16 protein-coding genes are annotated in these 14,318 nt (G+C 33.4%); all 16 read left to right on the top strand.

Going from position 1 to position 14,318, the window contains the following annotated elements; translation table 11 throughout:
• Nucleotides 1-3 precede the first annotated feature (3 nt).
• Nucleotides 4-735 (top strand): MIP/aquaporin family protein, encoded by a 732-nt coding sequence (locus L1276_RS14275; RefSeq protein WP_253788880.1) that lies wholly within the window; start codon nt 4-6, stop codon nt 733-735.
• Between the two features lie 27 nt (nt 736-762).
• Complete coding sequence (locus tag L1276_RS14270; protein ID WP_253788879.1) at nt 763-1,533, top strand: hypothetical protein; 771 nt, start codon at nt 763-765, stop codon at nt 1,531-1,533.
• A 318-nt stretch (nt 1,534-1,851) separates the two neighbouring features.
• The gene (locus L1276_RS14265; RefSeq protein ID WP_253788878.1) at nt 1,852-2,313 is read left to right on the top strand and encodes a MarR family winged helix-turn-helix transcriptional regulator; all 462 of its coding nucleotides are present in this window, start codon (nt 1,852-1,854) and stop codon (nt 2,311-2,313) included.
• Nucleotides 2,314-2,317: 4 nt separating this feature from the next.
• Nucleotides 2,318-2,950, top strand: coding sequence for an NAD(P)H-dependent oxidoreductase (locus tag L1276_RS14260; protein ID WP_253788877.1), 633 nt, complete (start codon nt 2,318-2,320; stop codon nt 2,948-2,950).
• A 30-nt stretch (nt 2,951-2,980) separates the two neighbouring features.
• Nucleotides 2,981-3,547 carry a YceI family protein gene (locus tag L1276_RS14255; RefSeq protein WP_253788876.1) on the top strand — a complete coding sequence of 189 codons (567 nt, stop codon included), beginning with the start codon at nt 2,981-2,983 and terminating at the stop codon, nt 3,545-3,547.
• 199 nt (nt 3,548-3,746) lie between these two features.
• The gene (locus tag L1276_RS14250) at nt 3,747-5,024 is read left to right on the top strand and encodes a hypothetical protein (RefSeq protein WP_253788874.1); all 1,278 of its coding nucleotides are present in this window, start codon (nt 3,747-3,749) and stop codon (nt 5,022-5,024) included.
• 296 nt (nt 5,025-5,320) lie between these two features.
• Nucleotides 5,321-6,721, top strand: a complete 1,401-nt coding sequence (locus L1276_RS14245; protein ID WP_253788872.1) for an anthranilate synthase component I family protein — start codon at nt 5,321-5,323, stop codon at nt 6,719-6,721.
• A gap of 191 nt (nt 6,722-6,912) precedes the next feature.
• Entirely contained in the window at nt 6,913-7,356 is a 444-nt protein-coding gene (locus tag L1276_RS14240) for a hypothetical protein (RefSeq protein WP_253788870.1), read from the top strand.
• A gap of 88 nt (nt 7,357-7,444) precedes the next feature.
• A complete protein-coding gene (locus tag L1276_RS14235) occupies nt 7,445-8,011 on the top strand; it encodes an aminodeoxychorismate/anthranilate synthase component II (RefSeq protein WP_253788868.1) in 567 nt (188 codons plus the stop codon).
• A 69-nt stretch (nt 8,012-8,080) separates the two neighbouring features.
• Entirely contained in the window at nt 8,081-8,485 is a 405-nt protein-coding gene (locus L1276_RS14230) for a GNAT family N-acetyltransferase (protein WP_253788866.1), read from the top strand.
• 121 nt (nt 8,486-8,606) lie between these two features.
• Nucleotides 8,607-9,599 carry an anthranilate phosphoribosyltransferase gene (gene trpD, locus L1276_RS14225; RefSeq protein WP_253788864.1) on the top strand — a complete coding sequence of 331 codons (993 nt, stop codon included), beginning with the start codon at nt 8,607-8,609 and terminating at the stop codon, nt 9,597-9,599.
• Between the two features lie 71 nt (nt 9,600-9,670).
• Nucleotides 9,671-10,456 carry an indole-3-glycerol phosphate synthase TrpC gene (gene trpC / locus L1276_RS14220; protein ID WP_253788862.1) on the top strand — a complete coding sequence of 262 codons (786 nt, stop codon included), beginning with the start codon at nt 9,671-9,673 and terminating at the stop codon, nt 10,454-10,456.
• 253 nt (nt 10,457-10,709) lie between these two features.
• Entirely contained in the window at nt 10,710-11,342 is a 633-nt protein-coding gene (locus L1276_RS14215) for a phosphoribosylanthranilate isomerase (RefSeq protein ID WP_253788860.1), read from the top strand.
• A gap of 12 nt (nt 11,343-11,354) precedes the next feature.
• Complete coding sequence (trpB, locus tag L1276_RS14210; protein WP_253788858.1) at nt 11,355-12,536, top strand: tryptophan synthase subunit beta; 1,182 nt, start codon at nt 11,355-11,357, stop codon at nt 12,534-12,536.
• Nucleotides 12,537-12,617: 81 nt separating this feature from the next.
• Complete coding sequence (locus tag L1276_RS14205; RefSeq protein ID WP_253788856.1) at nt 12,618-12,935, top strand: gamma-glutamylcyclotransferase family protein; 318 nt, start codon at nt 12,618-12,620, stop codon at nt 12,933-12,935.
• Between the two features lie 117 nt (nt 12,936-13,052).
• Nucleotides 13,053-14,240, top strand: coding sequence for a hypothetical protein (locus L1276_RS14200; RefSeq protein ID WP_253788854.1), 1,188 nt, complete (start codon nt 13,053-13,055; stop codon nt 14,238-14,240).
• Nucleotides 14,241-14,318 lie beyond the last annotated feature (78 nt).

Raw genomic sequence — 14,318 nt, 5'->3', positions numbered from 1 at the left:
ATTATGACTCCTTTTACAGCAGAAATTTTAGGCACTATGGTAATGATTTTATTAGGAAATGGTGTTGTTGCCAACGTCTCTCTTAAAAACACGAACGGAAACAATTCAGGCTGGATTGTTATTACTACCGCATGGGCATTTGCCGTCTTTGCAGGTGTAACTATTGCAGGGCCCGTTAGCGGAGCGCATTTAAACCCCGCTGTTACACTTGGCCTGGCACTTATAGGAAAATTCAGCTGGAGTTTAGTCCCCGCCTATATTCTTGCTCAAATGATTGGAGCAATGCTGGGAGCTTTTACAGTATGGTTATCTTATAAAGATCATTTTTTTGCTACAGAAGATGAAGGAGCTAAACTTGCTTGCTTCTCTACAGGACCAGCCATAAAGAATAATCTTTCCAATCTTATGAGCGAAACGATTGCTGCTTTCGTTTTAATTTTTACCATTTTTTATATTGCAGGACCCAGTTTAAAAATTACAGCCAGTCATGATGCTGCAATTGGTCTTGGAACAATAGGTGCTTTGCCTGTTGCAATATTAGTATGGGCCATTGGCCTTTCATTGGGCGGTACAACCGGATACGCAATTAACCCTGCAAGAGATTTGGGGCCAAGAATCATGCATTCCCTTCTTCCCATAAAAGGAAGCAGTAATTGGAAATACGCCTGGATTCCAATAGCGGGACCAATTATTGGCAGCGTTTTAGCCTCCATACTATATCTTATACTTAATTAAACGCGTCTTATTTTAATTTAAAATTTCATGAAAAAACTTTTTATTTCTTCTATGATCGCAATCATAGGATTAACTGGATATGCCCAAAATTCAACGCCAGAAGGTACGGTTGACAAAGAACCAAACCGGCTGAATTTTAATGTGGGACTTGAAACGAGTCATCTTTGGAGGGGATTAATTATTAATTCAAGCATGACGATTACAGGAGATATCCATTATGCAGTAGATAAAATACAAAACTTTTCAGTTGGCATTTGGGGCGGTAATGGCTTTGATGGTAAATATACAGAGGTAAATTATTACATTCAATATAAACATAAAGGACTTACATTAGGATTTTGGGATTTATTCAACACTACAAATGTTGCACATCCAGAAGTTTTTAATTACGATAAAAATGCAACAACTCATCTTATTGATTTTAGAAGCTCGTATCGATTTGCCGATCAGTTTCCTTTAAGAATTGAGGCTGATATCATTCTATACGGGAATGATCGTGAGTTAGACCATAATCTAAATTATAAAAATAGATATTCGACTTATGTAGAATTAGGGTATCCTCTGATAAAAAATGATCAGATTACTTTAGATTCTTACATTGGTGCCGGTTTTTCGCTTAACGGAAAATCAAATTTATACAATACTAATACAGATCAAAGTTTTAACATCGTAAATGCCGGACTTAAAGCTTCTAAAAACATTTCTATTCTACAATACAAACTGCCAGCATACGCAGGAATTATGTGGAATCCTGCAGAAAAATATACTCGTATGCAATTAGGGGTTTCATTATTTTAAAACTTTTTAAAGGTGAAATTCATCTGCTTTTTTAACAAACAATATTTAAACCCTAAAGTTTTTGAAATTTTAGGGTTTGTTTTTTTATTTTCTGAGCAATTTCAATACTTAAAATTTTCACTAGTAAAACAAAGTTTTTAATTTAAGTTAAAAATCATAAAATCAACACTTTAAATCCAAAAAATAAACTATTTTTATTCCAATTTTATAGCATACAGAATTAACGCTATTTTGAATTAACAAAAAATTAACACAACATTTGTATATACAACTATTAAAACTTCTACATTTGTATATACAAATTATACACTTACGACTATGACAATTGAAGAGGTTATTAAGAGTACAGTTAAGATGGATAATGCGAAAAAAGTTATTCTGAATATTATGTACACCCAAAATGTGATTCAGGATCATTTCAACGAGTTAATAAAACCGTATGATTTATCCGGAGAACAATATAATGTGCTGCGTATATTAAGAGGACAAAAAGGAAATCCTGCTAATATGTGTGTGATACAAGAACGTATGCTGGCTAAAACGAGTAACACCACCCGATTAGTTGACAAATTATTACTGAAAGAATTCGTTACTAGAAATGTCTGTCCGGACAATCGCCGAAAAATTGAGGTTTTAATAACACAAAAAGGGCTTGATGTTTTAAAAGAATTAGATCCGAAAGTGGATGCACATGAACGTACATTTGCCGAGAACATAAGCAAAGAAGAATTAGAATTATTAAATAAATTATTAGAAAAATACCGAACCCAAGAAAATTAATATTATGAGCACATTATTAGACAATCTGAACTGGAGATATGCAACAAAAAAGTTTGATGCTTCAAAAAAAATAGCTGCAGCAGATTTAAATACTTTAAAAGAAGCTGTAAGATTAGCTGCTTCTTCTTACGGATTACAACCTTACAAAGTAATTATTGTAGAAAATCCAGAAATTAGAGAACAGTTAAAAACAGCCGCTTATGGACAAACTCAAATTACAGATGCATCGCAATTATTCATTTTTGCAAATGATTTAAACGCAGGACCAGAATCTGTAGCAGCTTACATCAAAAACATCAGCGAAACCAGAGGCGTTCCTACTGAAGCTTTAGGCGGATTTGCAGATATGATGAATGGTGTAATTTCAAACTTATCTCAAGATGCTAAAAACATCTGGACAGCAAAACAAACTTATATTGCTTTAGGAACTTTATTGGCTGCTGCTGCTGAATTAAAAATCGACGCAACTCCAATGGAAGGATTTAATCCTGCTGCATTTAATGAAATCTTAGGTTTAGATAAATTAGGCTTAAACGCATCCGTTATTGCAACTGTAGGTTACAGACATGATGAGGACGACGCTCAGCACTACAAAAAAGTTAGAAAATCTCACGAGGAATTATTTATCACTATATAATTATTATTAATCAAATTCAATTTTACAAACATGAAAAATTTAAAGACAATTGCAATTGCATTATTCGTAGCAGCAGCTGGTATCTCAGTAAGCGCACAAACTAAAAAAATCGACGTAAAAGCGTCTACTATCAAATGGGTAGGTAAAAAAGTAACTGGAGAGCACTCTGGAACTGTAAATTTCAAAGACGGAGCTGTAGTTTTTAAAGGAACAAAATTAACTGGTGGTTCTTTTACTGTTGATATGACTTCATTAACTGCAACTGATTTAACCGGAGAATACCAAGGAAAATTAAACGGTCACTTAAAAGCTGACGATTTCTTTGGAACTGATAAATTCCCGACTGCAAAATTAGTTTTCAAAAAAATTGGTACTAAATCTGCTGACGTTTACACAGTAACTGCTGATTTAACTATTAAAGGAATTACTAAACCAGTAACTTTTGATATCGCTGTAAGCGGAAATACTGCTACAACTGCTTTTAAAGTTGACAGAACTAAATACGATATTAAATACAACTCTGGTAACTTCTTCGAAAACTTAGGAGACAAAACTATCAATGATGATTTCGAATTAACTGTAGCTTTAAAATTCTAATTTAAGCTTTCTTAATTCCTATACAAGAAACCCCAATAGTTTGATCTATTGGGGTTTTCTTTTTTATCTCTTTTCAAAAACATAACATTCGTAACAATTATATAACGCTTTCATAATAACTATACCCGTATTGATTAACATGCGGAGGCTAATTTTGAGAAAATTAAAAAATCAAAAACTAGAAATTAAAATTATAGTTATGAAAACAAAATTACGAATTGCATTTTTTACCCTTCTAAGCACTTTTTTTATACAAGCACAACAACAAGCCAAAGGAATAATTGGCACTAACAACTGGATGAACAATTGGACCAATTTTAATCCGTCTAAAATAGAATACAGCGAAGCAACTAACATAATAGCAGGAACAATTGACAAAGATACCCGATTAGTAAAACGCAACACTTATCAGTTAGTTGGAATTGTTTATGTAACTAACAACGCAACCTTAACAATTGAACCTGGCACAGTTATACGAGGCGATGATAAAACCTGCGGCACTCTTGTCATTACAAATGGCTCAAAACTTATAGCCGAAGGCCTTGAAACAGATCCTATCATTTTTACATCTAATAAAGAAATTACTGATAGAAGACCAGGAGATTGGGGCGGTATAATTATTTTAGGAAAAGCACCTATTAATTCACTTGGCGGACTTCATACTCTTCCTTTCAACTTAGAACCTTTATTAAATCATTATGGCGGTCAGGATGCTGAGGATAATTCTGGGGTTTTAAAATACATTCGAATAGAATTTGCAGGCAGGAAATTAAGCTCTGATAAAGAACTTAACGGGCTTTCATTAGCTGGCGTGGGAAGAAAAACAACATTGAGCAATATTCAAATCAGCTTTTCAAATGATGATTCTTTTGAATGCTATGGCGGAGATTTAAATATGAATAATTTAATCTCTTACAGAACAACTGATGATGATTTTGATTTTACACAAGGCGCACAAATCAACATCAACAACAGTATCGCTATTCGTCATCCATTTTCATCAGACGTTTCAGGATCCAGATGTTTTGAAGTAGATTCTTATGATAAAATTCAGAATACAGACATGAGTAAAAAAATGACTAAAATTAACGCGAGCAACATCACTTTAGTTAATTTAGAAGAAAACAATCAGGGGCTGGTTAGAGAATCGGTTTTTGTTAGAGAAAATACTTTTTTTAGTTTAAGTAATAGTATTGTTTCTGGTTTTTCTCCTTTTGTTTTATTAGAAGGAAATATAGGAAACGGTAACGAAAACTTAGCCAAATTGAGTTTCAAAAATACAATTGTAAACAATTGCAACGGCGGTATTACCAGCGAATCTTCTAGCGCAAATGGAGCAATTCAAAATTATTACAACCCGAATTCTGGCCTTGAATACACCAAAATAAAAAATATAGAGTTATTTACATTGCCAAACATCAAAGAAAAACCAGATTTTAGAGCAAACATAAACAATACACTGGCTATTGGAAATTAAGGTTTTGAGTCTTCTTTAGAATTTAAAATTTAACAAATTTCGAAAATTAGAAAAGTTTTTTTTGAGATATTATGTATTCTAATTCAAATTACATTTATATCTTTGTTACATCAAAATAAGATATGAGAACAATAATGAACAATACTTGGTGGTGGAACAATTTACGTCAAACGTCGTGAACTAAGCTTCCTATGGTATTTTCAAAACTATAAACAAAAAGGGCTTGTCATCACGACAAGCCCTTTTTTTTGGTCGAAACTTTAGCATAAAATATTAAAAACTAAAAACAACATACTTTGAAACCTTTTATACTCAACACACATTACAAACAAATTCTGGCAGACACCATTACGCCGGTTAGTATATATTTTAAAATAAGAGATAAATTTCCAAATAGTTTATTATTAGAAAGTAGTGATTATCACGGAAATGACAACAGTTTCTCTTACGTTTGCTGCAACCCGATTGCAACGATTAAGATTGAAAACGAAACGATCTCAAAAACTTTCCCTGACGGAACTTCGGAACAGACTAAAATTGATGCTTCAACAAATATTCCGGAAGTAATTCAGGAATTCTCAAGCCAATTTCAATCGGAGAAAAACGATTTTAAATTCATCAATAACGGATTATTCGGATACATTTCTTATGATGCTGTTCGTTATTTCGAAAAAGTCTCAATTGCTAAAAAAGACAATGCAACTTCAATTCCAGATGTTTTTTATGCCGTTTATCAAAACATCATCGCCATCAATCACTTTAAAAATGAAGCCTATATTTTCTGCCACAGTGTTGATGGAAAAAACAATATTTCTGAAATCGAACAATTATTGCAATCCAGAAATATTGCTTCGTACAAATTTTCAAAAGAAGGCGAAGGTTTCTCTAATTTAACTGATGATGAATTTAAACACAATGTTGCCTTAGCCAAAAAACATTGTTTCCGCGGAGACGTTTTTCAGTTAGTTTTATCTCGTCGTTTTACACAAGGTTTTAAAGGTGACGAATTTAATGTTTACAGAGCCTTAAGAAGCATTAATCCATCTCCTTATCTATTCTTTTTTGATTATGGCGATTTCAAAATATTTGGGTCTTCGCCCGAAGCACAAATTATCGTAAAAAACAGAAAAGCCGAAATTCATCCCATCGCAGGAACTTTTAAAAGAACCGGAAATGATGAACGTGATGCACTTTTAGCCAAAGAACTTTCGGAAGATAAAAAAGAAAACAGCGAACACGTAATGCTTGTCGATTTGGCAAGAAACGATTTAAGCCGAAATGGTCACGATGTAAATGTGGAGAAATACAGAGAAGTTCAGTTTTTCTCGCACGTAATTCACCTGGTTTCTAAAGTTACAGGTCATTTACACGAAAAAGCAACGACGATGCAAGTCGTTGCCGATACTTTCCCAGCCGGAACTTTAAGCGGGGCACCAAAACACAGAGCGATGCAATTGATTGAAGATTACGAAAAAACAAATCGTAATTTCTACGGAGGTGCAATTGGTTTCATGGATTTTGAAGGCAATTTTAATCATGCTATTATGATCAGAACTTTCCTTTCAAAAAATCACCAATTACATTGTCAGGCTGGTGCCGGAATCGTAGCAAGTTCTGATGAAGAAAGTGAAATGCAGGAAGTGTATAATAAATTAAGAGCATTGAATACAGCGCTGGAAATGGCGGAAAAGATTTAGTTTTCAATCACAGTGACTAAGATACAAAATGATCAGCTATATGTCCCCGAGGTTGAAACCTCGGGCAATGTTAGAAAAGCAAATTATAAAAGGAATACAATATAAACATAGCCAACGTTTTCAACCGTTGGAACACAAAGATTGGTAAAACCTGAAAACAATTAACAAACAAAGAATAAAACCATAAAACCATGAAAAAAGTATTATTAATTCTAGTTTTAATCATTACTATAACCTCTTGTAATTCGGAAAAAAAAGAGAATCCAATTAAAGGAACGTGGCGTTTGATAGCGGCAGAAACGACTGAAAAGGATTCAACTTTTTCGACTTTCAATTCAAAAACGAAAATGATTAAAATTATAAATGATACACATTTTGCTTTTTTCAATCATGATTTAAATAATGGTAAAGATTCAACAAATGCAGTATTCTTTGGCGGAGGCGGAAAATACACTTTAAAGGATAGTATTTATACCGAGAATCTGGAGTACTTCAATAACCGTCAATGGGAAAATGGAAAATTTGAGTTTACAGTTAAAATCAAAAATGACACGTTAACTCAAAAAGGAGTTGAAAAAGTAGAAAAATTAGGAATCGACAGAATTATTACTGAGAAGTACGTTCGAGAAAAATAAAAATTTAGTTTCAAGTTTTCTTTGTTTCAAGTTTCAAGTTGTTGGAACGTGAAACCTTAAACTTGAAACCTGAAACAAAAATAAAAAAATGAAAAAAATATTAGTTATAGACAATTACGATAGTTTCACTTATAATTTAGTACACTATCTGGAAGATTTAAACTGCGAAGTAACAGTTTATAGAAACGACGAATTCGAAATTGACGAAATCGCTTCTTTCGATAAAATATTACTTTCGCCAGGCCCAGGAATTCCCGCTGAAGCAGGTTTGTTAAAAGCCGTTATTCAAAAATATGCACCAACAAAAAGTATTCTTGGAGTTTGTTTAGGACAACAGGCTATTGGAGAAGTTTTTGGCGGAACACTTTCAAACCTTGACAAAGTGTATCACGGCGTTGCCACAAATGTAAAAACAGTAGTAAATGATGAAATTCTGTTTGAAGGTTTAGGAAGTGAATTTGAAGTGGGAAGATACCATTCATGGGTAGTTGACAGCAATTTACCTGATGAATTAGAAGCAACTTCAATCGATGAAAACGGGCAGATTATGTCACTGCGACACAAAAAATTTGATGTAAGAGGCGTTCAGTTTCACCCAGAAAGTGTGCTTACTCCAAAAGGAAAAAGGATTTTAGAGAATTGGATTAAGAGTTAGTTTACAATATTCAGTTACAATAAAAAACTTAGCATCTCAGAACCTTAACAACTTAGAATCTAAAAAAAAATGATCACAATTTCAGAAACCAGAGAAATTAATATTGAAGATATTTTAATCTTATACAAGGCAAATGAATGGAGTTCAGCCAACAAACCAAATGAATTGTATAATGGGCTTTTAAATTCAGAAACTTTAGTGACTGCCTGGGAAGGAAAAAAGTTAGTTGGACTCGGAAATGCCATTTCTGATGGATTTTTAACCGTTTATTATCCACATTTATTAGTACTTCCTGATTATCAGGGAAAAGGAATTGGAAAATTGATTATGGATAAAATGCAGGAAAAATACAATCACTTTCATATGCAAATGCTTACTGCCGACGGAAAATCGGTTGATTTTTATAAAAAGAATGGTTTTGAAAGAGCCGGAAACACAGAACCCATGTGGATTTATCAAGGAAATGAACATTAAAAAAGCAGTAATCAGTGTTCAGTCCCGAAATTTTGGGATAGTATTTCAGCAGCAGTTTACAGTCAAAGTAAAAAAACTCATAAACTTAGCATCTTAGAACCTTAGCAACTTAAAAGAAAAAATGAAAACTATATTAAACAAATTAATCAACCACGAAGTGCTTACTAAAGAAGAAGCCAAAAATGTACTGATTAATATTTCTACCGGTCAATACAATCCAAGCCAGATTTCGGCATTTTTGACCGTATTTATGATGCGAAGCATTACAATTGATGAACTTTCGGGTTTTCGCGAAGCTTTATTGGAATTGTGCGTTCGCGTTGATTTATCAGCTTATAATACAATCGATTTATGCGGAACAGGCGGTGACGGAAAAGACACTTTCAATATCTCAACTTTAGCTTCTTTTGTTTCGGCTGGAGCCGGAATTAAAGTTGCCAAACACGGAAATTATGGCGTTTCCTCTATTTCCGGATCGAGCAACGTAATGGAAAAAATGGGAATTAAATTCAGCAACGATCCTTCGTTTTTAGAAAAATGTATCGACAAAGCAGGAATTTGTGTTTTGCACGCTCCCCTATTTCACCCGGCAATGAAAAATGTTGGACCAATCCGTAAAGAATTAGCGGTAAAAACCTTCTTTAATATGTTAGGACCAATGGTGAACCCATCATTCCCGCAAAATCAATTGGTTGGAGTTTTCAACCTTGAATTGGCCAGAATGTATGCTTATTTATATCAAAATACCGATATCAATTTTACGATTTTACATTCGCTTGATGGATATGATGAAATCTCTTTAACGGGCCCAACCAAAACGATAACATCGCACATGGAGGGAATGTTGAAACCAGAAGATTTTGGTGTTAGACTTTTGTCCCAAACTGAAATTGAAGGCGGAAAAACCATCAAAGAATCGGCAGAAATTTTCACTAATATCATTTCTGGAAAAGGAAAAGAAGCGCAGAATAATGTGGTTTGTGCCAATGCTGCAATGGCAATTGCAACGGTTACAAAATGTTCTCCAAAAGAAGGTTTTGAACAGGCAAAAGAAAGTTTATTGTCTGGAAAAGGATTGAAAGCATTACAAACATTACAGGAATTAAGTAAATAAAAAACAAACACAAATTTCACGAATTAGCACTAAACTTTGCGTCTTTGTGACTTTGTGGCAAAATAAAAACAATGAACATTTTAGATAAAATAATATTTGATAAAAAACGAGAAGTTGTTCTCAAGAAATCAATCATTCCGGTTTCTCAGTTGGAAGCTTCTGTGTTTTTTGGAAAAGAAACGATTTCATTAAGCCAGAAACTAAAAGTAAGTTCAACTGGAATTATTGCAGAACACAAACGTCGTTCTCCTTCAAAATCAGTTATTAATCACAATTTTACAGTTGAAGAAGTTGTAAAAGGTTATGAAAATGCGGGAGCTTGCGGAATTTCGGTTTTAACAGATGGAAAATATTTTGGCGGTTCTTTAGACGATTTACTTTTAGCAAGAGCAAGCGTAAATATTCCGCTTTTGCGAAAAGAATTTATTGTCGACGAATACCAAATTCTAGAAGCAAAAGCACACGGAGCTGATTTGATTCTTTTAATCGCAGCAGTTTTAACTCGCGAAGAAATCAAATCATTATCTGAATTTGCAAAGAATTTAGGTTTAGAAGTTTTACTGGAAGTTCACAATCAGGAAGAACTGGAAAAATCGATTATGCCAACTTTAGACATGATTGGCGTAAACAACAGAAACCTAAAAACATTCGAAGTAAGTTTAGATTTCAGTAAACAATTAGCATCGCAAATTCCGGATGATTTTGTAAAAGTTTCCGAAAGCGGTATCTCATCAATTGAAGCAATCCAAGAATTAAAACCTTACGGATACAAAGGCTTTTTAATTGGAGAAAACTTCATGAAAACTGACAACGCCGGACAAGCTGCAACAGAATTTATAAATAATCTAAAGGCTTAAATAGTTCGCCACGACCCGAGCGATAGCGAACAGGCGAAGCAATTACACAAATTAGCACGAATTGAATTAGTGAAAATTCGTGACTCGAGCGTTAGCGAATAGGCGAAGCAAATTCGTGGCAAAAAATAAAAACTTTGTGTGTTAGTGCCTTCGTGGCAAAACTAAACACAACGCTTTACGAACTTTTTCGCATTTTAAACACAACACAAAAGAAAAAAACTTAGCGCCCTTTGCGTTAAAAAACCACAACAAAATGAAACTCAAAATATGCGGCATGAAATATCCTGAAAACATTCTCGAAGTAGGCGCACTCCTACCCGATTATATGGGATTTATTTTCTGGGAAAAGTCCGCGCGATATTTTAACGGAACCATTCCTGAACTTATAAAAACAATCAAAAAAGTGGGTGTTTTTGTAAATCAGAGTCAGGAAGAAATTCTGGAAAAAGTAACAAAATACAATTTACAAGCCGTTCAGTTACACGGAAATGAAACGGTTGAATTTTTATCAGAACTAAAAAAACAATTATCAACAAAAATCGAAATTATAAAAGTATTTTCAACCGATGAGAATTTCGATTTTGAAGTGATAAAACCTTTCGAACCATTCTGCGATTATTTCCTATTTGATACCAAAGGAAAATTACCGGGCGGCAACGGAACAACATTCGACTGGACAATATTAAAAAAATACAATTCGGATAAACCCTTCTTTTTAAGCGGTGGAATCGGAATTAACGAATTAAAAGCCATTGAAGAAATTTCAAAAAGCAATTTACCTATTTATGCTGTCGATGTAAATAGTAAATTTGAAATCGAACCAGGGCTGAAAAACAGAAATTTATTTAGCAATTTCAAACGAAAATTTGATGTTGCCAACTTTTAAACTTTAAACAAAATGAGTTTTAACGTCAACGAAAAAGGTTATTACGGAGAATTTGGAGGAGCTTATATTCCGGAAATGTTATATCCAAATGTAGAAGAACTACGCCAGAAATACTTAAGCATAATGGATGAACCGGATTTTAAAGCGGAATTCAACCAATTACTAAAAGATTATGTAGGACGTCCAAGTCCGTTGTATTTTGCAAAGCGATTATCTGAAAAATACAATACCAAAGTTTATCTAAAAAGAGAAGATTTAAATCATACAGGAGCACACAAAGTCAACAATACAATTGGACAGATTTTGTTAGCAAAACGTTTAGGCAAAAAAAGAATTATTGCCGAAACGGGTGCTGGTCAGCATGGTGTTGCGACAGCAACGGTCTGCGCTTTAATGGGCATAGAATGTATCGTTTACATGGGTGAAATCGACATTGCGCGTCAGGCACCAAACGTAGCTCGTATGAAGATGTTAGGCGCAGAAGTTCGTCCGGCACTTTCGGGTTCACGAACTTTAAAAGATGCTACAAACGAGGCAATTCGTGACTGGATTAATAATCCTGTAGATACACATTATATTATCGGATCGGCGATTGGACCTCATCCTTATCCGGATATGGTAACTCGTTTTCAAAGCATTATCTCCGAAGAAATAAAATGGCAGTTAAAAGAAAAAGAAGGACGCGAAAATCCTGATTATGTGGTCGCTTGTATTGGCGGCGGAAGTAATGCTGCAGGAACTTATTATCACTTTTTACACGAACCTGAAGTTGGCATTATTGCGGTAGAAGCTGCAGGAAAAGGTGTCGACAGCGGTCATAGTGCTGCAACAAGTAAACTAGGAAAAGTAGGCGTTATTCACGGCTGCAAAACCCTTTTAATGCAAACTCCTGACGGACAGATTACAGAACCTTATTCAATCTCAGCAGGTTTAGATTATCCTGGAGTTGGACCTTTACACGCACATTTGGCACAAACAGGACGCGGTGAATTTTTCTCGGTTACTGATGATGATGCCATGAATGCAGGTTTGCAATTAACAAAATTAGAAGGAATTATCCCGGCAATCGAAAGTGCACACGCATTTGCAGTTCTGGATCAAAAGAAATTTAAGCCTTCAGATGTTGTCGTTATTAGTCTTTCGGGTCGCGGCGATAAAGATTTAGATAATTACATTGACTATTTTAAATTGTAATAAAAATCGTAATTTGTGCGTTTTCTGCCACGGCAGATTAAAACATTCTTAAAGGAACAAATAACGAGAAAAATAATAATTATGGAACAGTTATTCTCATACGGAACATTACGATCTAAACAAATTCAAATGCAGGTTTTCAATAAGGTTTTAACAGGAACTGCAGACCAACTTCTTGGTTACAAACTAAAAAGCCTTCAAATTGAAGAAGAATTTGGAATGGCAGATTATGTTGTTGCAGTAGCTAGTGAAAATCCTTCGGAAATTATACATGGAGTTGTTTTCAATGTTTCTAATGCAGATTTAGCAAAAGTAGATTTATTTGAATCTAACGCTTACAAAAGAGTTCAGGTTACATTAAAATCAGGAATAACAGCCTGGGTTTATATGGAAAATTGATACTGATAAAAATTCCTACAAGGTTTTCAAAACCTTGTGGGTTTATAAAAAATTAAACAAAAATTTCTAACCGGTTTTATCCCGAAGTCTTGAGGCCGTTAGAATAAAAAATAAAAGATGAAATATCAAATTTTATATATCATTACCTTTTTTTTTACAGTTCAGTTTTCAAATAGTCAAAATAGTAATGGCTATAAAATTTTAATAGAAGAAGGAAGTAGTTTATACGAACAGCAAAAATACACTCTGGCTCTTGGTAAATATTTGTTAGCTTTTAAAATAAAAGAAAACAACCCAGGCGATTTATATAACGCCGCTTGTTATGCATCATTATCAGGACAGCCAAATATGGCATTAAATTTATTAAATAAAGCTCATGCTAATGGATACTATGATGTTGATCATTTAAAAAAAGACTGCGATTTATACGCTCTTCACTCATTTCCTGAATGGAAAACTTTGATAAACACTTTAAATGAAGAAAAGTCTAAGGAAAACACAGATGACGAAATATTTTACAAAATGTTTATTAAGAATATAGATGCGGACAAGGCATATGATTTATTTTGTACTTCTGATTATAAAAGCAACACTATCAAAACCGATTTCGATTCGAATCGTATTTTCATCTATAATTTACTAAAAGACAACAATATAACAGTTGCAAATATAACAAGAACAGAATTCAGTAGCTTAACTACTACTGAAAACTCATTAAGTCATAATGAGTACAAGTACAGTTTTTATGTTTTACCGCTAGTTTTTGGAGTACAAATTAACAAATTACTTATGCAAGAAACGGGAAATAAAGTTTCTTCTGAATATATTACAATAGGGAATAACAGCTTATTAAATAAATTAAAAGTAGAAAAATTAAACCTATCCGATACTTCTTCAAACATTAAGGCGGAATTGGATAAATTTATCACTTCCACAGATACTTGTCATTTTTACTATGGTTTGTTTAATGGAGAAAAAAAAGTTGCAGGAATATCTTCTGCAGTTTCAAACAAATATAAAATAACAAAAATTTTTAACGATTTGATTCATGTTCCAATAGAAAATCTTCCGAATCTTGATTGTTCTAAAAATTTTGGATACATTTCTTTTTTTAAGGAAAATTTTGAATTTATCGACCGACATAACATGCCTGACCTTCCGGCTCAACAAACATTTGAGTTTGTCTTTTTTGAAAAAACAGATATTATGTTAGTTTCGATCGATGGAAAATATGGATTTTACCGAATGAAAAACAGCAATAAAATAAAAGACTTTTTAACAGATAAAAATAATACTTTGATGTAATTCTAAGTATAAGAACATTATAAAATCATTATATAAAATACCTACAAGGTTTTCAAAACCTTGCAGGAGGAAAAACAC

The sequence above is a fragment of the Flavobacterium sp. HSC-32F16 genome (genome assembly GCF_024171645.1).
Lineage (GTDB): Bacteria > Bacteroidota > Bacteroidia > Flavobacteriales > Flavobacteriaceae > Flavobacterium.
This window is presented reverse-complemented; position numbering and strand designations above follow the sequence as displayed.